Below are 21,934 nucleotides of genomic sequence, written 5' to 3' on the forward strand. Positions count from 1 at the left end.
CTCCAAAAAGTATCCCGCTTCTATCCCTTAGGTTTAAATACCAAGGATAGATGCCTTTTGGCACCATTTCAGGAGCAGTCCTTTCATCATAAACCTGACAGCAACGGTAGCCCCGAATTTTTCATGAGGGCTATAGCGAATGGCAGGGCTTCACTTGCCAAGAACCAGAAGCCGTTCGTTTTCAAATAAAAAAGCGTGAATTTTAGGATTGGGAAATGAACAGTCCGGTTCTTTTGGCGGGTTTCAGTCCCGCTCCCGCTTCTGCCGATGAAGAATCGACATCTCGCTTCGATCAGGTTTAGTTACAAAGGTTAAATGCTTTTGGCTCCATACCAAGAGCAAGCCATTCGGTTATAAACCTGGCAGTAGCGAACATCCCGATTTAAGCACAATTCTTTTGTTTTTTATTGTGTGCTTGCTTGTTTCACAGGTTTCATCGGGATAAAGCGAATGGCAGGGCTTGAATTACCAAGAACCACAAGCCGTACGTTTTCAAATAGAAAAAGCGTGAATTTTAGGATTGGGAAATGAACAGTCCAGTTCTTTTGGCGGGTTTCAGTCCCGCTCCCGCTTCTGCCAATGAAGAATCGACATCTCGCTTTGATCGGGTTTAGTTACAAAGGTTAAATGCTTTTGGCTCCATACCAAGAGCAAGCCATTCAGATATAAACCTGCCAAGAACCATAAGCCGTTTGTTTTCAAATTAAAATAGAATATGTTAATTTATTGTGTTGTAAATCAGTTGTTTATTGCTATGAACTGATTTTTCAGTAATATAACTTGTTTTTTAGTTGTAAAACTGAAAAATAAGTTATAAGTTTGGGTATGGAAGAATTAACCAAAGCAGAAGAGCGTATTATGCAGGTTTTATGGAAACTGCAAAAGGCATTTGTGAAAGATATTATCGATGAACTGGAAGAAGAACCTAAGCCGCCCTACAATACCATTTCCTCGATTGTTAGGCTTTTAGAGAAGAAAGGTTATGTTAATTATAAAGCCTATGGAAAAACCTACGAATACTTTCCGGCGATTACAAAAGATGAATATGCCAAAACTACCTTTTCGAAATTGTTTTCAGGTTATTTTGATAATTCTCCAACCAGCCTTTTATCGTTTATGGTAAAAGAAGAAAAACTAAGTGAAAAGGATATAGAAGAAATTAAAAAAATCATTAACCAAGAGCCAAAGTCATGATTTTAATTTACTTATTAAAGGTATCGGCCTGTACCGTAATCTTCTTTGCAGCCTATCAGTTCTTACTCGCTAAACTCACGTTTTTCAACCTGAACCGTGCTTATTTATTAATGATGTTGGTGTTGAGTTTTAGTATTCCGGCAGTTACCATCGAAAACCGTCAGGAAGTAATGGTTGCCAGTCAAGAGATTCCGTCAAAAATAGCTTACAGCAACGAGGGTTTTATTGAGCAGGATTTTGTAGATGAAGGTAATGCTACTAACACTAACATAAACTGGGACCAAGTGCTCATGTATGGCTACTGCTTGGTTTTAGCCGCCCTTGTTTTTAAAATGCTTTTTATGATGGCACGTATTCAAACTCAGTTGCGTAAACATACCATAGACAGAAAGGGAGCTGTTATCTTGGTCGATGCGAAATCAGCCATAAAAAACTGTTCTTTTTTTAACCAGATTATTGTCGACTCCTCTTTGCAGCACGAAGAAAAGAACCTGGTAATTAAACACGAATACGTTCATGTGAAGCAGTTGCATGCTGTCGACAAACTTTTAGTCAATTTCGTTACGGCAATCCTTTGGTTTAACCCCATTATTTATTTCTGGCGGAATGCCATCGATCATAACCACGAATTTTTGGCCGACCGTGAAACTTCTAAAGTTGCAGATAAGAAGGTTTATGCTTCCCTGCTCTTAAACCTGGCCATGCCCGCTAAAAATTTAGTCATTAATAGTTTTAGTAAACTTCCACTAAAAAATAGAATCATGATGTTGTATAAAGAACCAAACGCCAAGCTGCAAAAGCTTGCCTATTTAGCCATTGTTCCGGTTTTAATGATTTGCTGTATGGCATTTATAAACCGAAAAGAAATTATTGTTCAGAAAACATCAGCAGGGAACCAGGCTTCTGCAGATGCGCCGACAAAGCCAAATGTTTATGCGATGAACTATTTAAACAGCAATATTAAGGTTAATCCAAATGCTGCTTTTAATGAAGTAGAGCCTACATTGGTTATTGATGCCGGCCACGGCGGAAAAGATGGTGCAATAGCTGCCCTGGATGGACAAAAGGAAAAAGACCTAAACCTAAGGGCGGTAAAAATCCTAAAGGAAGAAGCCGCAAAAAGGGGGATTAAAGTAATATTAACCAGAAATTCTGACCAGTTTATTTCACTTCGCGATCGTTTACCGAAACAGGAGGCTACAGCTTTTATTTCCATCCACCATAATGCAACACTTGCAAATGCGGCCGTAGCTTTCGGCGGCATCGAAATTTATGTTTCAAAACTGAACAGCAATATTAAAACTGCTGAAGATCTGGGTGCTGGTATTTTAAGCAAGTTGAAGCAGCTAAATGGACTTGAGGTAAGAGATTCTTTGAAAAACGCAAACCTGTTATTGCTCCGGGAATCTAAAGTGCCTGCAGTTTTAATCGAGCTTGGAAATATATCAGATGGTAAGACTCTTGATTACATCAATCAGGAGAAAAATATCCGAAGGATCAGTAATTTGATTTTAGATGGATTTGTAGCTTTTTCGAAACGGGGCTGTTAATAAATTATCGCTATGGAACTATTAACCTACCTATTCAAAGTTACTGCTTGTACGGTGTTATTCTTTGGCTTCTATCTGCTGGTTTTAAGAAAACTGACATTCTTTAAAATCAACCGATTTTATTTGCTGGCTACGCTATTGCTTAGTTTTATTATTCCGGCTTTGCAGTTCGAAGTTAAGCGCGAAATAACAGTAGTGGAAACTGAGGCTCGGGTTAATATACCTGAAATAGAACCCCTAACTCAAGCACCTGTTCAGCTTATTCAGCCCATTGTGGTGAAGTACCAGCCAGAGGTGGCGCCTAAAATCGACTGGATGGCGGTGATGTATTACTTTTATGGTACTACGGCTTCGCTTTTACTGTTGGTCTGTCTGTGGCGTTTGTTCAGCTTGCTTAAGCATACTAATAGGTACACTAAAAATGGCGATGGCCTAAAGCTGATTACCAAAACAGAAGGTTTTACCAATTGCTCTTTTTTTAACTATGTTTTTATAAATGATGAAGATTTAAGTACAGCTGATTTATCAATTTTGCTTAAACACGAACAGGTTCATGCCAGGCAGTACCATTCGATAGATAAAATTGTTTTAATGGTTTTTAAATCTATTTTGTGGTTTAATCCTGTTGTTTACTTATATGATAAAGCTTTAGAGCAGATACATGAGTATGAGGCAGATGAAATCACTTCTACAGATTTTGGCAATCAGGAATACGCCAACCTCCTGTTAAAACTGGCGATCAGCAAAAGTGATATGCCCTTGATCCACAATTTTGTGAAGAGCCCGATTAAAGACCGGATTAAAATGTTGTTCAACGCTAAATCCAAAAACATGAAAAAATTGATATACCTATTGGCATTACCAGTTGCCGTAGGATTGTTTTGGCTATTTGCCGTACAGGTAGTGTATGCGCAGGATATAAATAATAAGGAAAGCAAACCTTCGAAAGATTTTTATGAAGGAACATTGAAAGGCAAAGTGCTTAACATTAAAAAAGAAGCCACAGGCGTTTATACATTCGATTTCTTATCAGAAGGGAAGGTTTACTCGCTTGACGCCACTGCTTATAAAGAAAAAATTAAGGTTGGCGATGAACTTGTAGCTTATGTGTCAGGTAAATCGTTGAATATGAAAAGGATGGATAAAAGCGGTAAGGTTATTGCAAAAACAGATGGACCAATTTATATACCAACAAAGGTTACTACCTTAAATGGAAATCTAATTTATGAATGGAAAATAGATAAGCATGCTTTTTTATATGAAGCCAATAAAGCACGTTTTGCTTCCTCTAAAATTAAATCTATTCAAAAAAGTGCCAATGGTAAGATTGAAAAGATTGTTTTGAATGATGGATTTTTTACCATCAGCCTAAACCTTAAAACACTGAACATAAAGGATGACAATTTTAAAGTGGGCGATAAGGTATTGGTTAAATTTATTGGAGAAAAGTTGGTTTCAAAACATACTTATAGTACAGATAAAATGATTGTGCTGTATGCTGAAGCTAAAAAATATACGATCAAAAATGAAGCACTTTATAACCGGTTTTATTTCAACGACGGGAAACAGAAAGTAGCTGTAGTAAAAAATGAAGCAGCCAAAGTTTCGGGCCCAGTTGAGCCTAAAATCATTTCCTTCAAAAAAATAACCGGTGATGTGCAGCATAAAATTTCTTATCTGGAAAATGCGGTTGTCGATATTAATAATTGCAGGTTAGAAGCCAGGTATGTTGAGTTGGATCAAGCCAACAATAAAATGATTGCCAAAAATGCATCGCTTAAAAATGCTAAACAAACCGTTATGGTAAAGTCTAACCTGATGACGTTTGACCTAATAAAAGGAGATTATCGTATTGATATCGGTGATGAAACCAAAACAGGCAATGATCTTGAAAAATTGATTAATTCTATCGCTTATAGTGGTAATATCGAAAATTCAGATGTAGCTTACAGTGCTCGGGATTCTGTAACGATTAGCAGTGACAAATCAATTGTTACGCTTTATGGGAAAGCAACATTAGATTATAAAAATTTTACCATATCAGCCGACGAAGCTACTTATAATAGGCATACGGAAAAAATAACGGCTAAAAACCTTACCCTTCGAAATAAAGTAACCGGAATAACAATGATCGGTTCTTACGGTGAGTTCGACATTAATGGTAAAGCCGAAGTTTGGCAGGGCAATAAATCGTTTGAATGAGAAGAACATTAAGCTTTCTTGTTTTATTTTTTATCATCATTAATTGTAGTGCTCAACTTAATCTTTCGGGGAAGGTAACTGACCAAGCGGATAAAGCTTTGCCATTTATAACCGTTAAAATCTCTAACGCTAAAAATCAGGTCAATTATACACAGACAGATAGTCTTGGATTTTATCAGATCAATAATCTGCAGGCTGGAAAATATGCAGTCACTTATGCTGCGCTCAATTTCAAAGCTGAGAACAGGTTACTGACTTTAAGCAGTGATACCCTAATTAATATTCAGCTCTGGGAAAATCCAAACAAGCTTACTGATATCCAGATTAATGCTAGGAAAGCTCTAGTAGAAAAACAGATCGACCGGACGGTTTTTAATGTGGAGAACAGTATTGCTGCTATCGGAACAGATGTTTTGGAACTGCTTTCGAAAGTGCCAGGAGTCCGGGTTATGAGTGATAAGGTTTCATTGGTGGGTAAGGGTGGCGTTAATGTGATGATCAATAATAAGCTTGTGCCTTTATCAGCAGATGAACTGTCGAATTATTTGAAATCAATTTCATCAGGCAGCATCGCCAAGATTGAAGTGATTACCAATCCGCCTGCAAAATACGATGCCCAGGGAAATAACGGCTTGATCAATATTGTGCTCAAGAAAGTTACTGCCGAAGGATTTAAAGGGTCGATAAATACAGCTTTTACACAAGCTACTCATGCAACAACGTCTGCCGGTGGAAATCTGAGTTATCGGAAAAACAAAATTACACTCTCCTCAAATTTCAATATCAGAAAAGGATCTCTTGTTCCTTTGGAACAAAGTGATGTTTTTTATCCCACACAGACTTGGTATATGGTAAATAAGGACCGGAATTTTAGAACGGTACCCAGCGGACAGATCGGAATTGATTATCAGGCCGCCAAAAAAACAGTATTGGGATTATCGTACAATGGTGGCTTAACCAATTTCCATTCCGAAGAAAATATTAAAACCACTATCTATAGCAAAACAGGTAATTTAGATTCGGTGTTGAATTCTGATGCCAATGCCAAAATCAGGTCTCATTACCACTCGGCCAATGTTTATTTAAAACAGGCCTTGGATTCTACCGGAAAGCAACTAAGCATTAATGCCGATTGGTTTAAATACGGTGATGATAAAAACAGGTTTTTTAACAATACAAGTTATTTCCAAAATGGAGTAGTTATTCCGAATTCTTTCGCCGAATACCTATCAACCAGCAAGCAAAATGTAGATTTATATACCTTAAAAGCCGATGTAGACTTGCCCTATAAAACTTTTAAGTTATCCTTCGGTACAAAACTGAGCTTTATCAGGAACCAGAGTGATCTTGCCTTTTACAAAGTCCGTAATGCAATTTACGAATTCGATCCGGGTCAAACCAACCTTTTTAACTATCAGGAAAATACACAGGCCCTCTATGTTAATTATAATAAAACCGTAAGGAGTTGGGATTTTCAAGCTGGGCTGCGGGGAGAATATACGCAAATTGATGGTATATCCATTAATGAACAAAATCGAAATGAGTATTTCCGTTTTTTTCCTACATTTTATATCGCTTATCGCGCAAATGATAAAAGTACTTTTGCGCTTAATTATGGCCGTCGGATCAACCGGCCTGCTTACCGCAAATTGAATCCTTTTCGCTGGTACAGCAACCAATATGCTTATACTGAAGGAAATCCTTTTTTGCAACCATCTTATAACGACAACATCGAAATTTCGCATACTTACAATAATGTCTTCACTACGACACTATCTTTTAGTCATACCACAAACGGCTTTAATGATGTAAATTTTATTGATGCCAGCACTAATATTCAGGTGGCCAAACCTGTTAACTTTATTACAGGGTATCATTATCAGTTCAGCAATGCAGTTACTTTTAATGTGTTTAAATGGTTGGAAAGTATCAATCAGGTTGATGTTTTTTATAACACATCAAATTCCAGCATCACGCAAACCCTAAGTGCCCTGAATGGGTTTGGTGCTTATTTTTCTACCTTAAACCAGTTTGTTTTTAACCACTCGAAAACTCTTTTGGGCGAAGCCAGTTTCTGGTGTCAATTTCCATACGTTGATGGCTTGAACCAGAATAAAAACCAATATAACCTAGATCTGGGCATAAAAATGTTATTACTCAACAAAAAGATACAATTGGCCATTACCGCTACCGATGTTTTAAAAACCAATCAATACCGTTTTAGCAGTTTGATCAACAATATCAGGCAAGAGTACAATAACTATTACGATAGCCGCCAACTCAAGATTACCTTCCGTTATAATTTTGGAAATGAAAAAATTAAACACCAGGATAGAAAGTTAGGAAATGAGGAGGAGCGGAGGAGGAGTAATTAGGGAAAGGTCCTTCGACTACGCTCAGGATGACACATTGAAGGGATGATAATTAGTAAAGTATTCTCTTTATTTCCGTGGCAATAAGCTATCTGTGTTGATCTGTGGTAAAGATTCTTCGACTACGTTCAGGATGACAAAAAGAACAGGACAATAGTACAAGTCTTTTCCATTATAAATCATCACCTAAAACGCTTCTGCTAAACTGATGTAAAACCCGGCCTGGCGTTTTTCGTTTGGCAGTTTTTCGCCTATACCATAATCTACCCGAACGCTTAAACCCTTTGCCGGATCAAAAAAGTAACGGCCGCCAACACCAAAGTTTGGTTTTAGCCCATCCGCATTAAACGCTCCGTTTGCAAACACTTTACCAGTCCCCGCAAAAGCGACAATGCCAAAACGGTTCATAAAACGGTAACGGATTTCAGCTTGTGCCGCCATCAGGTTTTCGTCACGGTAGCGGCCACTATAGTAACCGCGCATCATCTGGTCGTTGCCTAACTGTTGTAGTAAGTAAAATGGGGTGCTTTTGCTTTGAATGCTGTAAAAAATGCCCTGTACCCCTAAAACTACTTTTGGTGCCAGACTAAAGAAACCACGGAGATCTAGCTTAATCTGTGAGCCATTAAAATTTTCTCCGCCAAAAAAATCAGGCGCATATTGATACGTTGCCCTACCAAAAAAGCCTTTTGTTGGATAGTTGTTGCTATTCCGTGTGTCGTAACTCTGCGATGCACCAATCCAGGCTACTGATCCACCATCTTTATCTAAAATCTGAGGATTGGTACTGTAAATGCCACCAATTTCCTTATCTATAAAACGGTAATTCTCAAAACCAAGCGAAACACCTGTATAAGCTTTAGGTAAGGTGTTCATTTCCGCATCAAAAAGTGTTTTAAATACCCGTTGGTCTAGTTTATCTTCATTTGCCTTTATTGCACTGTTGCCAATACCATAAAAATTAAATGGCTGATTTTTGAAACGGATATCACCGATAAAATGATATTTGTTTCCTTTGGTCCAGGTATCGCCTTTAAGCATAAAATTAGCTGTCTTTTTGGTAGAATAGGTTGTGTTCAAGGCGAAGTTTGAACTGCGGTTCAACGTATCTTTACGGTCTATGTAAAATGAATAAATGGCACCAACGCCAAATTCAAATCCTGTTTCCTGACTATAGCCAAAAGCTGGTAGAGGTAAAAAACTTGCTTTACGGGTAGTATCTTTTTCGTTTGAGAGCATCTTTTTGATCAGTTTCATCTGTCCGAATGAACTTCCTGAAATGAGCGCAAGTAAAATAATCAGATAATATTTTTTCATTGTCACAAAGAAAAGGAAATTTAGTTATAGTTCATCCGTTCACTGGTCATTTGTTCATTGGTACTGCAAACTGCTCGTGATTGGTTAACTGATTAAATTGGCTAATTGTACCTGGTGACTGCTCAATATCAACTCCAAACACCCAAATCGTCATTTCGACCGGAGTGCAACGCAGTGGAGAAATCTACCTCGAGGTAGATCTTTCTCCCGACTTAACGTCGGGACTGCGCTTCAGTCGAGATGACGATCGCTAGGATTCGAAGCAATGCCTGCCGCCATCTAAACCGGATTGAAGGGGAAAGCCCACAGGCGAGGTACGAGCCGCGGACTTGTACCGGAAAGCCGGACTGACGTTAAAAGAATTGCTGCCATTGCTTTTCAAATAAGAGATCCTTCGACTCCGCTCAGGATGACAATCGAGAGGAATTGCTTATATAATTTAATCGGCTTTAGACTGCAGACTAAGGACTCTGGACTAAACCAGCACCATGCTCCAAACGCTAAACGCTTTTACGTTTTAACCTTTCGGCCTAAATACCTATTTTTGCGGCAAACAATACAAAACGAAATGAGCAATACAAGAGGACCAATATCTCAGTTTATGGAGCGTAATTACCTCCATTTTAATGCTGCGGCAATGATGGATGCGGCTAAAGGATACGAAACGCATTTAGATGAAGGTGGTAAAATGATGATCACACTTGCTGGTGCAATGAGTACTGCAGAATTGGGAATTTCACTTGCCGAGATGATCCGCCAGGATAAAGTGGCTATTATTTCTTGTACCGGTGCAAACCTTGAAGAAGATATTATGAACCTGGTTGCACACTCACATTATAAACGTGTACCAAATTACCGCGATTTAAGTCCGCAGGATGAGTGGGACCTTTTAGAGAATCATTATAACCGTGTTACCGATACCTGTATCCCTGAAGAAGAGGCTTTCCGCCGTTTGCAAAAACATATCCATAAAATATGGAAAGATGCAGATACTGCCGGCGAAAGATATTTTCCGCATGAATTTATGTACAAGATGCTTTTAAGCGGCGATTTGGAGCAATATTATGAAATAGATCCTAAAAACTCGTGGATGCTTGCTGCGGCAGAAAAGAATTTGCCGATTGTTGTACCAGGATGGGAAGATTCTACAATGGGTAACATTTTCGCCTCATATGTGATGAAAAGCGAATTGAAAGCAACTACAATGAAAAGCGGTATTGAATATATGGGTTGGTTAGCCGACTGGTATATTGCAAATAGTGGTGGCAAAGGAATTGGTTTCTTCCAGATTGGTGGCGGTATAGCCGGCGATTTCCCTATTTGTGTAGTACCAATGCTTTATCAGGATATGGAAATGGAGAATATCCCTTTCTGGAGTTATTTCTGCCAGATTTCAGATTCGACCACTTCTTATGGCTCATATTCTGGTGCTGTGCCGAACGAAAAGATTACCTGGGGTAAATTAGATATCCACACGCCAAAATTTATTGTAGAAAGTGATGCAACAATTGTAGCACCGCTAATGTTTGCCTGGATATTAAAACAATAATCATAAAAAATAAATAAACCAAATTGGTTTCTAGTATGCCCATTGGAGATAACATATCAAAAATGGGCATTTTTATTGCCTCAATGGCTTGAAACGACATTTGTTTAGAATGATTATAAATTGTATTTCCAGTCACTATTATGTCATGGGATTTATTAATAAGTTATACTTTTGTTCAAGTTTTGGTGGGGCTACCCCTAGTTCAGCATCAATTTCACAACAAAAAGTAAATTAAATAAGTATAAAGTGTTCATTATGAGAGATATCTCGATGATTTTAAAAAGCGTTTGGAAGTCGTTATTCGTATTTTCAGCAATTTCCGTAATAGCGGTTTCTACCGTAAATGCGCAGGATGCTAAAGAAGGAAGAACGCTTTTCAAAGCAAAATGTTCTTCGTGCCACGCGTTAGATGCTAAATTGGTTGGTCCAGCCTTAACCGGTGTAAGCGATCGCCATTCAGAAGAATTCCTTCTAAAGTGGATTCCTAATTCTCAAGGATTGGTTGCATCTGGAAATCCAGAGGCTGTTAAATTATTCAATGAGAATGGAAAAGTAGCAATGACTTCTTTTCCTGAATTGGATGAAACAAAAGTTAAAGACATCTTACAATACATTAAAGAAGGTGAGCCAAAAGCAGCTGTTGATCCAAATGCACCTAAGGCTGGTGCTGCAGAAAGCGGTACTTCAGGTTTATCAATTGCAGGTATTGTGGCTATCGTTGTATTGGCGATTGTTATTTTAGTAATCTTGGGCCGTGCTTCTAAATTGTTAGAGCGCCTGATTTTACAAAAACAAGGTATCGAGATTGAAGAAGATGTGCCATTAAAGGTTGGTGTGCGCAAGATGTTTAAAAACAAGAAATTTGTAATGTTTTTTATCTTGTGTTTAATCATCTGTTTAGGTTCATTCGGTTGGATGGGCATGTGGAACACTGGTGTTCATACCGGTTACCAACCAGTTCAGCCAATTAAATTCTCTCATGAGCTGCACGCTGGTATCAATCAGATCGATTGTCAGTATTGCCACAACGGCGCATTTAAATCTAAAAATGCAACTATTCCATCATTAAACGTTTGTATGAACTGCCATAAAGCTGTTCAGGCAAGAGATAAATATGATGGTGAGATTTCTCCTGAGATCAAAAAAATCTATAATGCTTTAGGTTATGATCCTGAAACACAGAAATATGATGAGGGTAAAGCTAAACCAATGGAATGGGTGCGTGTACACAACCTTCCTGATTTTGCTTACTTCAATCACTCTCAACACGTAGTTGTTGCAGAAGATGCAATCCGTAAAGCAAAAGGATTACAACCAACAGAACCTGTATGTTTCGCCTGTCACGGTCCGGTTAATACAATGGAAGAAATTTACCAATATTCTCCATTAACCATGAAATGGTGTATTAACTGCCATAAGGAAACAGATATTTCTGGTCAGAAAAATAATGCTTTCTACGCTAAGGTTATCGAAGCGCATGAGAAGATTAAAAAAGGCGAGAAAATTACACCAGCGTTATTGGGTGGTTTAGAGTGTGGTAAATGCCACTATTAATAGATAGAGTTTAGTAAGAACGTTCGAATAAACAGTAATATAGCTTAAATGGAAAGCAACAAAAAATACTGGAAAGGCTTAGAGGAGTATAACAATACACCCGATTTTGTTAAGAATAACAAAAACGAATTCGCCGAGCCACTTCCAATAGAAGATGTTTTAAATGAAGCAGGGTTAAGTACCGTTACCCCACGCCGCGACTTTTTAAAGGCGTTAGGTTTTGGTTTAGGTGCAGTAACTTTGGCAGCCTGTCAAACTGCCCCTGTTCATAAATCTATTCCTTACCTGGTAAAACCTGAAGAGGTTACTCCGGGTATTCCTAACTATTATACTTCGAGCTTTAATGGCCAGAGTATTTTAGTTAAAACAAGAGAGGGACGCCCGATTAAAATTGAACCAAATCCAAATGCGGGTCAATTTAACTGCGGTACAGATGCGAGAGCGCAGGCTTCGGTTTTAGATTTATATGATGTATCTAAACTAAAAGCACCAGCTTTAGTAAAAGACGGAAAAGTTGAAGAAACTACCTGGGCAAAAATCGACAGCTTTGTAAAAGGCGAATTGGCAAAAGCACAGGCAGGTGGGAAGAAAATCCGTATTGTATCATCAACCGTAAACAGCCCGTCTACTAATGCTGTTATTGCGCAGTTTATTGCAAAATATCCTGCTGCTAAATTGGTTCAGTACGATGCGGTTTCTTATACCGGTATTATCCAGGCTAACCAAAACAGTTTCGGTAAAGCCGTTTTACCTAAATACAACTTTGATAAAGCCGATTTAATTGTAAGTTTCAGTGCCGATTTCTTAGGTACCTGGATTAGCGGAGAAGAGTTTACTGCTCAATATACCGCTAACCGTAACTACAAATCGTTAGAAAATAAAAAAATGAGCCGCCACATTCAGTTCGAAAGTGGAATGAGCTTAACAGGTACCAATGCAGATACCCGTGTTCCGGTTAAATTATCGGAAGAAGGACCTGCTTTAATTGCTTTATACAATGCAATTACTGGTAGTGCTTTACCTGGCGGAACATTAGGTAACAACACCACTGCCGATAAAGTAATTAAATTGGTAGCTAAAGAATTGGTACAAGCTAAAGGTAAAGGCCTTGTAGTTTGTGGTTCGAACGATGTTTCTACTCAGATTTTAGTAAATGCTATTAACGCCGCTATCGGAAGTTATGGTACTACGATCGATTTGGATAACCCTTGTTATTTATATGCAGGTAACGATGCCGAATTTAATGGCTTAGTTGCTGAAATGAACCGCGGCGAAGTTGGTGCTGTTTTATTCTTAAACAGCAACCCGGTTTACGATGCTGCAAATGCAAAAGCATTTACTGATGCATTAGCTAAGGTTCCTGCTAAAATTTCATTCTCTGATCGTGCTGATGAAACTGCAACCGCTTGTGATGCCATTGCAATTAACCATAACTACTTAGAATCATGGGGTGATGCAAACGCTTACGAAGGATATTATTCTATCGTTCAGCCAACAATCAACCCTGTTTTCAATAGCCGCCAGGCTGAAGAGAGTTTATTAACCTGGGCTGATGCTCCGGTTAAAGATTACTATCAGTTTGTGCGCAGCAACTGGGAAGCTAAAATGTTACCAGCTGTTGGTTTGAAATGGGAAGAAGTTTTAGAAAAAGGAGTGGTTACTGCAACAGCAAAAACTGCTGGGGCATATTCATTCACTCAATCTTTAGCGCAGGTTGCTACTTCGATTGCGAATAGCAGCAAAGCTTTAGCTAAAGAAGTAGAGTTACAGGTTTACGAAAGCATCCCGATGCGCGATGGTAAAAATGCAAACAACGCATTTTTACAAGAGTTACCTGATCCGGTATCTAAAGTAACCTGGGATAACTATGTTGCTCTTGCGCCAAAATTTGCTGAGAAATTAAAAGTTAAAGAATTTGATGTTGTAACTGTTAAAGCGAGCAACGGATATTCAGTAGATCTTCCAGTGTTGATCCAGCCAGGACAAGCACAAGGAACTGCATCTATCGCATTAGGTTATGGCCGTACCAAAACTGGTAAAGCTGGTAACGATGTAGGTAAAAATGCTTTCCCTTTTGTTTCTTTTGTAAATGGAACTTTCCAATATGCTACTTCAGTAACCATTAGCCCAACAGGCGGTTATTATGAGTTGGCTCAAACACAAACTCACCACTCTTTCGAAGGCCGTGCAGTGATTAAAGAAGCTACTTTTAAGGAGTACTTAAAAAATCCTGGAGCTGGTAACGAAAAAGGCGAGCATAAAGATTACGATCTTTGGGATCAATACGAAAAACCAGGTAACAACTGGGTTATGGCAATCGATTTGAATGCTTGTACAGGTTGTGGTTCTTGTATTGTTGCTTGTAACGTAGAAAACAACATTCCTGTTGTAGGCCGTGATGAGGTTCGCCGTCGTCGTGAAATGCACTGGATCCGTATCGATCGTTATTACAGCTACGAAACTAAGGATGGTGATGTAACCAGAGAGAAAGAAATTGCTAAGTTAGAAGACTTAGATCACGTTTCTGTGGTTCACCAACCAATGTTGTGCCAACACTGTGATCACGCACCTTGCGAAACCGTTTGTCCGGTATTGGCAACTGTACACTCAAGTGATGGTTTAAACCACATGGCTTATAACCGTTGCGTAGGTACCCGTTACTGTGCAAATAACTGTCCATATAAAGTACGTCGTTTCAACTGGTTTAACTACTGGAACGATTCACGTTTCGATAACTATTTAAATAACGAGTTTACCCAACTAGTTTTAAACCCTGATGTAACTACACGTTCGAGAGGGGTAATGGAAAAATGCTCTATGTGTATTCAACGTATACAAGGTGGCAAATTACAAGCTAAGCTGGAGAAACGTCCATTAAAAGATGGAGATATTAAAATGGCTTGTCAGGAAGCTTGTTCAGCAAATGCGATTGTATTTGGTGATGCAAACGATCCAAATTCAGAGGTTTCAAAAGCTTTACGTTCTGAGCGTATCTACTACGTATTAGAAGAAATCAATGTGAAACCGGGTATCGGATACATGACAAAAATTAGAAATACAGATACAACAGTACAAGCGTAAGCTTTAGTATAAAGAAAATACAAATTATGTCAGGACATAACGAATCAATACTTAGAGAACCATTAATTACCGGAGATAACATCACGTATGCAAAAATTACGGATGATATTTTAAGCCCGGTAGAAAACAAGCCGAACAAGGCTTGGTGGATTGGTTTCATCGTTGCCTCATTAGGTGCTTTACTTTGGGTAGTAGCAGTAAGCTACACTTTCTGGAACGGTATCGGTGCATGGGGTTTAAATAAAACAGTTGGTTGGGCTTGGGATATCACCGGTTTCGTATGGTGGGTAGGTATCGGTCACGCTGGAACACTAATTTCGGCAGTACTATTACTCTTCCGTCAGAACTGGCGTAACTCCATCAACCGTTCGGCAGAGGCGATGACGATTTTCGCCGTAATCTGTGCTGCTACTTACGTTGTATCGCACATGGGCCGTCCATGGTTAGCGTACTGGGTTTTACCTTTACCAAATCAATTCGGATCACTTTGGGTAAACTTTAACTCACCATTGGTGTGGGATATGTTTGCGATCTCTACTTACTTCTCTGTATCATTATTATTCTGGTACACAGGTTTATTGCCAGATATCGCTACCATCCGCGACCGTGCAGTGGGTACACGTAGAAAAATCTATTCTATCTTCTCTTTTGGATGGAGTGGAAGTGTTAAAACCTGGCAACGTTTCGAAGCGGTGTCGTTAATCTTAGCAGGTATCTCTACACCACTTGTACTTTCGGTACACACCATTGTATCAATGGACTTTGCAACATCGGTAATTCCAGGATGGCACACGACCATCTTCCCTCCATACTTCGTAGCAGGGGCGATCTTCTCAGGATTTGCGATGGTATTAACCTTATTATTGGTTGCACGTAAAGTATTGGGCTTAGAAAACTACATCACCATGTTCCATATCGAGTCGATGAATAAAATCATCATCTTAACCGGATCAATCGTTGGTGTGGCTTATTTAACTGAGTTCTTCATTGCCTGGTATTCAGGTTCTGAGTATGAGCAGTATGCATTTATCAACAGGTCTACCGGTCCTTACTGGTGGTCGTACTGGATGATGATGACCTGTAACGTAATCTCTCCACAGTTGTTATGGTTCAAAAAGATCCGTTTAAGCATTAAAGCGACCTGGATTTTATCAATCGTAGTAAACGTGGGTATGTGGTTCGAGCGTTTCGTAATTATCGTTACTTCATTACACCGCGATTATATTCCATCAAGTTGGGCAATGTTCTATCCAACATGGGTTGATATTAGTGTATTCGTAGGATCAATTGGTTTGTTCTTTACTTTATTCTTATTATTCTTAAGAGTATTGCCATCAATCGCTATAGCAGAGGTTAAATTATTATTAAAAACTGCAAGTGAGCAAGCCAAAATGAAACAGATTAAAGAAGGGCATGAGAATAAAGAATACGTTGCAGAATACGTAGAGTCTTTAGAAAAATTTGATAGTGTTAAACAAGAAGATTACGCAAAAATATAACAATGAGTGATATCAAATATATTTTAGGCAGCTTTGGCGATCCTGACGAAATGATGCACGGCATCGAAAAGCTTCAGGAAAATAACATCAGCATTCATGATGTATATACACCGATGCCTATACACGGAATAGAAGCCAAATTGGGAATTAAAAGATCTAGAATCGATATCGCAGCATTTTGCTTTGGTATTACCGGTACTTGCTGTGCATTCGCTTTGATTTATTTCTGCGCAGTAATCGACTGGAGAGTAAACATAGGTGGTAAACCATCATTCGCATTACCGGATTTTATTCCGATAATGTTCGAGCTTACAGTATTATTCTGTGCTTTCGGTATGGTGTTAACCTATTATGCATCTACTCACTTATTTCCGGGAAGAGCACCAAGAGTGATGGATTTACGTGCTACTGATGATCGTTTTGTTATTGCAGTTGATGCAAAAGACAATGTAGAACATACTGTAATTGATGGATTATTAAAAGATGCAGGTGCTTTAGAAATAAAGTATAATGAAAGGAAGTACATTAGCTATGAATAAGAATAAATTTGTTTACACGGCGTTTTTAGCTATCGCTTTTGCAGCTACCTTTTCTGCTTGTAAAGATAAACGCAGTACTGGCTTAGAATATGCCAGAAACATGTATGATCCGATTGCTTACAATCCAGATCAACCAAACAAAAATTTTAAAGATGGTAAAACAGCTCAGTTGCCACCTGCACACACTAAACCAGTAGGTTTTACTGAATATGATGAGTATCCTAATACAAAAGAAGGATATGAAGCAGCAGGTGTGAGCATGGTTAACCCTTTACCAGTAGATACTGTTAATTTAGCTCAGGGTAAACACTTATTTACCGTTTTCTGTAGCCCTTGCCACGGAGAAAAAGGCGATGGACAAGGACACTTAGTTAAAATTGAGAAATTTAGTGGTGTACCTGCTTATCAAACAGGCGCATCGTCTAGAGGTGGTAACATGGTTGATCTTACCGCAGGTAAAATTTACCACACCATTACTTACGGTGTAAATAACATGGGCTCGCATGCTTCGCAAATCTCACCAACAGATCGTTGGAAAGTGGTGATGTATGTTCAACAATTACAAAAAGGACAATAGTAAAGCAAATATAAATGGGAACTCACAATATTAATTTTAGTGAACAGTTTGAGTTTACAGGTAAAGTAAAAACATTAAGCATCGTTGGTATCATTTTAGGTGTTGCTGCTGTTGGTTATGGTTTTTTCGCTGGTGATAAAGTAATGCACGAGCGTACTTTTGCTAACCTGTTGCTTATGGCATATTACTTTGCATGCGTTTGTATGTCGGGTACATTTTTCCTGGCTGTTCAATATGTAGCTCAGGCAGGTTGGTCTGCATCAATTTTACGTGTACCACAAGCTATGGCAAAAACATTGCCTATTGCAGCTGTAATACTTGTTGTCGTAATTTCGGCAGGTTTGTACACACACAACTTATACCATCACTGGCATGCAGATGGATTAACAGATCCAAACAGTGCTAATTATGATTCTATCATCGCTGGTAAATCAGTGTTCTTAAATGTACCTTTTTTCTTAGGCCGCCAAGTGGTGTTCTTAGGTATCTATAGTATATTTTCGATCATGTTTGTTAAGTTTTCGTACAACGAAGATTTAGCAGGTGGTTTAAATTCTTACAGAAAAAGCTTTAAAAATGCTTGTATCTTCTTAGTAATTTATGGTTTTACAACGCCAATTTTTGCTTTCGATACGGTAATGTCATTAGAGGCGCACTGGTTCTCAACCATGTTCGGTTGGTATAACTTCGCCGCTATGTGGGTAAGCAGTTTAGCTACTATCGCCATTATTCTTATCTTATTAAGAAGAGCTGGTTATATGCAATGGGTTAACAATAGCCACTTACACAATTTAGGTCAGTTTATTTTCGGTTTCTCTATCTTCTGGACTTATGTATGGTTTGCTCAATTCTTATTGATCTACTATGCAAACATGCCTGAGGAGACTGTATATTTCTACAAACGCTTTGAGTATTACAAGTTCTGGTTTTTCTTAAACCTGGCCATGAACTTCTTAGCGCCAGTATTATTATTAATGGACAGAGATAACAAAAGAACAGATGCGAAATTGTTGTTCGTTTCTATTGTGGTGCTTTTAGGTCACTGGGTAGATTACTATCAAATGATTATGCCAGGAGCGGTAGAAGAAGGACATAATGGTTTCGGTATCATTGAAATTGGTACTGCAGTAGGTTTCGTAGGATTGTTTACCTTTACGGTTTTAACATCGTTAAGCAAGAAACCTTTAATTGCAAAGAATCACCCATTATTACAAGAAAGTTTGCATCATCAACTGTAGTGGTGATAGGATAAAGCAAATATTTAATTATTATTATAATTAGCAGTACAGCGTACTACTTTTAAGAAAATGAGTTTAAGAAAGTTTATAACGAATAAAACGACCGCAGCTTTAGCAGTATTGATTACTGTTTTTGCAAACACTAGCGTATTTGCGCAAGATGCAGCAGCAGGTGCTGCCGCGGCACCGAAAGTTGATATGGGCGAGGTTTATAAATCGGTAATATTTTATATTCTGGTTTTCCTTGCCGTATGCTTATTCATTGCAATTATTGGTAAAGCCATAAAAGTATATGAATTAAGCCGCGAAGCACAAGGTAAACCTGTTGGTATTAACTGGAACAGGGTACACGCAAGTTTATTTGCGCTGTTTTTAGTGATCGGGTTATATGGTGTATATTGGGAATATACAGTACATGGGGCAATGTTGCTTCCTGATGCGGCATCAGAGCATGGAAAGAAAATTGATGAAATGTTTAATTTAACATTAATCATTACCACGATTGTATTTGTTGTAACACACATCTTATTATTCGGATTTTCTTATATCTATAAATACTCGGCTAAAAGAAAAGCTTACTACTATCCACACAATAATACCATCGAAAAAATCTGGACAATTGTTCCGGCTTTAGTATTAACTGTTTTGGTACTAATGGGTTTCTTAACCTGGAGATCTATTTTCTTCAAAGTTGAAGATCCAAACCACAAACCATTACAGATAGAAGTTACTTCTGAGCAGTTTAAATGGTCTATCCGTTACCCTGGAGCTGATGGAATAGTAGGTAACAAAAACTACAAGTTAACTACTGCTACCAATACATTGGGTATCGATTTCAAAGATATCAACTCCCGCGATGATGAGATGGCAGATGAAATGGTTCTTCCTGTTGGTAAACCAGTTAAATTGATCTTAACCAGTAAAGATGTAATTCACAGTTTTTATATGCCGCACTTCCGAGTACAGTTAAATACAGTACCAGGCATGAGAACTATATTTGAGTTTACGCCTACAAAAACTACTGCAGAAATGCAGCAAGAAACTAACGATCCTAACTTTAAGTACCTTTTTTTATGTGCTAAGATTTGTGGATCAGGTCACTACAACATGCAAAAAGTTGTACGTGTTGTTTCTGAGGCTGAGTACAAAACTTGGATAGCTGAACAGAAAACATACTTAAATGACGATTTAAGAAAACAATTTAATTTGCCAGTGGCACCTGCACCTGTAAAATCAGTAGCAGATTCAGCAGCTAAAGATTCAGCAGCTGTGAAAACTAACCAAATGGCTTTAAATAAATAATATTAAGCAGGAGCGAACGAATTATGTCAACAATAGCATTACACGACGAACACAATCACGATCACGCTGATCATGGGCATCATAAAGAGACTTTGATTTCAAAGTACATCTTTAGTATGGATCATAAAATGATTGCTAAGCAATTTTTGATTACCGGTATTATTATGGCGGTAATAGCAATGGGCTTATCAATTTTATTCCGTATTCAATTGGCCTGGCCAGATCAGAATTTTCCTTTCTTAGAAACATTTTTAGGTAAATGGGCTGAAGGTGGTCGTATTAAACCCGATTTTTACCTGGCTTTGGTAACCATCCACGGTACCATCATGGTATTCTTTGTACTAACAGCAGGTTTAAGTGGTACATTTAGTAACTTACTTATTCCACTTCAAATTGGAGCAAGAGATATGGCCTCGCCATTCTTGAACATGCTTTCATACTGGTTCTTCTTTATGGCCTGTGTGATCATGATGTCTTCATTCTTTATCCAAACAGGACCTGCATCTGGTGGTTGGACGGTTTATCCGCCATTATCGGTTGTAGCGAAAGCAATGCCAGGTTCTGGTTTAGGTATGACTTTATGGTTGGTAAGTATGGTACTTTTCGTGGCATCATCGCTAATGGGTGGTATTAACTACGTAAGTACAATCTTAAACATGCGTACTAAAGGTATGGACCTTTGGAAAATGCCATTAACTATCTGGGCTTTCTTTTTGACCGCTATTTTAGGTATCTTATCTTTCCCTGTTCTTGTAGCTGGGGTAGTGTTAATGGTGTTCGACCGTAGTTTCGGTACAAGTTTCTACTTATCAGATATCGTTATGGGTACCGATATTTTACCAAATGAAGGTGGTTCGCCAATTTTGTGGCAACACTTATTCTGGTTCTTAGGTCACCCTGAGGTATATATCGTAATTATGCCAGCCTTAGGTATTTCATCAGAAGTAATCTCAGTAAACTCACGTAAACCAATCTTTGGTTACCATGCAATGGTTTACTCGTTAATTGGAATTACCGTATTATCATTCATCGTATGGGGTCACCATATGTTTGTAACCGGTATGAATCCATTGTTGGGTGGTGTGTTTATGATTACAACGTTAATCATCGCGGTACCATCGGCAGTAAAAACCTTTAACTATTTAGCTACATTATGGCGTGGTAACATCCGTTTCACTCCAGCAATGTTATTTGCTATCGGTTTAGTTTCATTTTTTATCTCTGGTGGTTTAACCGGTATATTCTTAGGAAATGCTTCATTAGATATTAACTTACACGATACCTACTTTGTTGTTGCCCACTTCCACTTGGTAATGGGATCTGCAGCAATCTTTGGTATGCTTGCGGGTGTGTATCACTGGTTCCCTAAAATGTTCGGTAGAATGATGAACGCTAAATTAGGTTATCTACACTTCTGGTTAACTTTCATTGCAGCTTACCTGGTATTCTTCCCGCTTCACTTCTTAGGTTTAGATGGTGTACCTCGTCGTTACTATGCATTTACCGAATTTGAATTTATGAAGAAATGGTTAACGGTTAACGTATTTGTAACATGGGCAGCTATTATGGCAGCACTAGCTCAGGTAGCGTTCTTGTTTAACTTCTTTTATTCAATCTTTAAAGGAAAAGTATCTCCTCAAAACCCTTGGGAATCGAATACATTAGAATGGACTGCTCCGGTAGAACACCTACACGGTAACTGGCCGGGAGAAATTCCTACCGTTTACAGATGGCCATATGATTATAGCAAACCCGGACATGATGCGGATTTTATTCCTCAAACTGTTCCTTTCTCTCAAACCATGAGCTCTAACTTGCCTCACGATTTTGAAGGAAATGCAGAAGCAGAAAAAATACAGCAAGATTGGGAACTAGCTAACCCTGTTGCAGAAAACAAGGGCTAGTTTAAGCTTAAAATAAAATTTTAAAAGGGGTATCTGATTAAGTTTCTGCTTATCCG

Annotated in this window: 15 protein-coding genes; 14 read left to right on the forward strand and 1 reads right to left on the reverse strand. The window is 38.5% G+C overall.

Annotated elements, in window-relative coordinates; translation table 11 throughout:
* The 5 genes from AC07VK_RS09325 to AC07VK_RS09345 form a co-directional block, all read left to right on the forward strand.
* Nucleotides 1–189: hypothetical protein (locus tag AC07VK_RS09325; protein ID WP_494939797.1), on the forward strand; the 189-nt coding region annotated here is incomplete at its 5' end.
* Between the two features lie 636 nt (nucleotides 190–825).
* Entirely contained in the window at nucleotides 826–1,194 is a 369-nt protein-coding gene (locus AC07VK_RS09330) for a BlaI/MecI/CopY family transcriptional regulator (protein ID WP_492960039.1), read from the forward strand.
* Nucleotides 1,191–2,744 (forward strand): N-acetylmuramoyl-L-alanine amidase, encoded by a 1,554-nt coding sequence (locus tag AC07VK_RS09335; RefSeq protein WP_492960041.1) that lies wholly within the window; start codon nucleotides 1,191–1,193, stop codon nucleotides 2,742–2,744. The genes AC07VK_RS09330 and AC07VK_RS09335 overlap by 4 nt, the downstream gene beginning before the upstream one ends.
* 12 nt (nucleotides 2,745–2,756) lie before the next feature.
* Nucleotides 2,757–4,946, forward strand: a complete 2,190-nt coding sequence (locus AC07VK_RS09340) for a M56 family metallopeptidase (RefSeq protein WP_492960043.1) — start codon at nucleotides 2,757–2,759, stop codon at nucleotides 4,944–4,946.
* Entirely contained in the window at nucleotides 4,943–7,321 is a 2,379-nt protein-coding gene (locus AC07VK_RS09345) for an outer membrane beta-barrel protein (RefSeq protein ID WP_492960045.1), read from the forward strand. Before AC07VK_RS09340 ends, AC07VK_RS09345 begins: the two co-directional genes overlap by 4 nt.
* Nucleotides 7,322–7,504: 183 nt before the next feature.
* On the opposite strand, the gene AC07VK_RS09350 is transcribed toward AC07VK_RS09345, so the two are convergent.
* Nucleotides 7,505–8,635, reverse strand: a complete 1,131-nt coding sequence (locus tag AC07VK_RS09350; RefSeq protein WP_492960047.1) for a BamA/TamA family outer membrane protein — start codon at nucleotides 8,633–8,635, stop codon at nucleotides 7,505–7,507.
* A 568-nt stretch (nucleotides 8,636–9,203) separates the two neighbouring features.
* Between AC07VK_RS09350 and AC07VK_RS09355 the strand changes: the two genes are divergently transcribed.
* The 9 genes from AC07VK_RS09355 (at nucleotide 9,204) to AC07VK_RS09395 (ending at nucleotide 21,878) form a co-directional block, all read left to right on the forward strand.
* Complete coding sequence (locus AC07VK_RS09355) at nucleotides 9,204–10,184, forward strand: deoxyhypusine synthase family protein (protein ID WP_090498406.1); 981 nt, start codon at nucleotides 9,204–9,206, stop codon at nucleotides 10,182–10,184.
* A 255-nt stretch (nucleotides 10,185–10,439) separates the two neighbouring features.
* A complete protein-coding gene (locus tag AC07VK_RS09360; RefSeq protein WP_492954218.1) occupies nucleotides 10,440–11,738 on the forward strand; it encodes a c-type cytochrome in 1,299 nt (432 codons plus the stop codon).
* A gap of 48 nt (nucleotides 11,739–11,786) precedes the next feature.
* The gene (locus AC07VK_RS09365; RefSeq protein ID WP_492960049.1) at nucleotides 11,787–14,819 is read left to right on the forward strand and encodes a TAT-variant-translocated molybdopterin oxidoreductase; all 3,033 of its coding nucleotides are present in this window, start codon (nucleotides 11,787–11,789) and stop codon (nucleotides 14,817–14,819) included.
* 26 nt (nucleotides 14,820–14,845) lie between these two features.
* The gene (gene nrfD / locus AC07VK_RS09370; RefSeq protein WP_057931705.1) at nucleotides 14,846–16,318 is read left to right on the forward strand and encodes an NrfD/PsrC family molybdoenzyme membrane anchor subunit; all 1,473 of its coding nucleotides are present in this window, start codon (nucleotides 14,846–14,848) and stop codon (nucleotides 16,316–16,318) included.
* Between the two features lie 2 nt (nucleotides 16,319–16,320).
* Nucleotides 16,321–16,857 (forward strand): DUF3341 domain-containing protein, encoded by a 537-nt coding sequence (locus AC07VK_RS09375; RefSeq protein ID WP_029275887.1) that lies wholly within the window; start codon nucleotides 16,321–16,323, stop codon nucleotides 16,855–16,857.
* Nucleotides 16,829–17,434 (forward strand): c-type cytochrome, encoded by a 606-nt coding sequence (locus AC07VK_RS09380; protein ID WP_057931704.1) that lies wholly within the window; start codon nucleotides 16,829–16,831, stop codon nucleotides 17,432–17,434. Before AC07VK_RS09375 ends, AC07VK_RS09380 begins: the two co-directional genes overlap by 29 nt.
* Nucleotides 17,435–17,448: 14 nt before the next feature.
* On the forward strand, nucleotides 17,449–18,672 hold the full coding sequence (locus AC07VK_RS09385; protein WP_492960051.1) for a quinol:cytochrome C oxidoreductase: 1,224 nt from the start codon (nucleotides 17,449–17,451) through the stop codon (nucleotides 18,670–18,672).
* A gap of 69 nt (nucleotides 18,673–18,741) precedes the next feature.
* Entirely contained in the window at nucleotides 18,742–19,974 is a 1,233-nt protein-coding gene (locus AC07VK_RS09390; protein ID WP_492954215.1) for a cytochrome c oxidase subunit II, read from the forward strand.
* A gap of 23 nt (nucleotides 19,975–19,997) precedes the next feature.
* Nucleotides 19,998–21,878 (forward strand): cytochrome c oxidase subunit I, encoded by a 1,881-nt coding sequence (locus AC07VK_RS09395; protein WP_492954214.1) that lies wholly within the window; start codon nucleotides 19,998–20,000, stop codon nucleotides 21,876–21,878.
* Nucleotides 21,879–21,934: the final 56 nt, after the last annotated feature.

It is taken from the genome of Pedobacter sp. GW821-FHT01D05 (assembly GCF_059422505.1).

Bases quoted from the DNA above. Each gene is read 5' to 3' on its own strand.
- AC07VK_RS09360 (WP_492954218.1), top strand. From the start codon at position 10,440: ATGAGAGATATCTCGATGATTTTAAAAAGCGTTTGGAAGTCGTTATTC.
- AC07VK_RS09355 (WP_090498406.1), top strand. From the start codon at position 9,204: ATGAGCAATACAAGAGGACCAATATCTCAGTTTATGGAGCGTAATTAC.
- AC07VK_RS09340 (WP_492960043.1), top strand. From the start codon at position 2,757: ATGGAACTATTAACCTACCTATTCAAAGTTACTGCTTGTACGGTGTTA.
- AC07VK_RS09335 (WP_492960041.1), top strand. From the start codon at position 1,191: ATGATTTTAATTTACTTATTAAAGGTATCGGCCTGTACCGTAATCTTC.
- AC07VK_RS09375 (WP_029275887.1), top strand. From the start codon at position 16,321: ATGAGTGATATCAAATATATTTTAGGCAGCTTTGGCGATCCTGACGAA.
- nrfD (WP_057931705.1), top strand. From the start codon at position 14,846: ATGTCAGGACATAACGAATCAATACTTAGAGAACCATTAATTACCGGA.
- AC07VK_RS09345 (WP_492960045.1), top strand. From the start codon at position 4,943: ATGAGAAGAACATTAAGCTTTCTTGTTTTATTTTTTATCATCATTAAT.
- AC07VK_RS09365 (WP_492960049.1), top strand. From the start codon at position 11,787: ATGGAAAGCAACAAAAAATACTGGAAAGGCTTAGAGGAGTATAACAAT.
- AC07VK_RS09350 (WP_492960047.1), bottom strand. From the start codon at position 8,635: ATGAAAAAATATTATCTGATTATTTTACTTGCGCTCATTTCAGGAAGT.
- AC07VK_RS09380 (WP_057931704.1), top strand. From the start codon at position 16,829: ATGAAAGGAAGTACATTAGCTATGAATAAGAATAAATTTGTTTACACG.
- AC07VK_RS09395 (WP_492954214.1), top strand. From the start codon at position 19,998: ATGTCAACAATAGCATTACACGACGAACACAATCACGATCACGCTGAT.
- AC07VK_RS09385 (WP_492960051.1), top strand. From the start codon at position 17,449: ATGGGAACTCACAATATTAATTTTAGTGAACAGTTTGAGTTTACAGGT.
- AC07VK_RS09390 (WP_492954215.1), top strand. From the start codon at position 18,742: ATGAGTTTAAGAAAGTTTATAACGAATAAAACGACCGCAGCTTTAGCA.
- AC07VK_RS09330 (WP_492960039.1), top strand. From the start codon at position 826: ATGGAAGAATTAACCAAAGCAGAAGAGCGTATTATGCAGGTTTTATGG.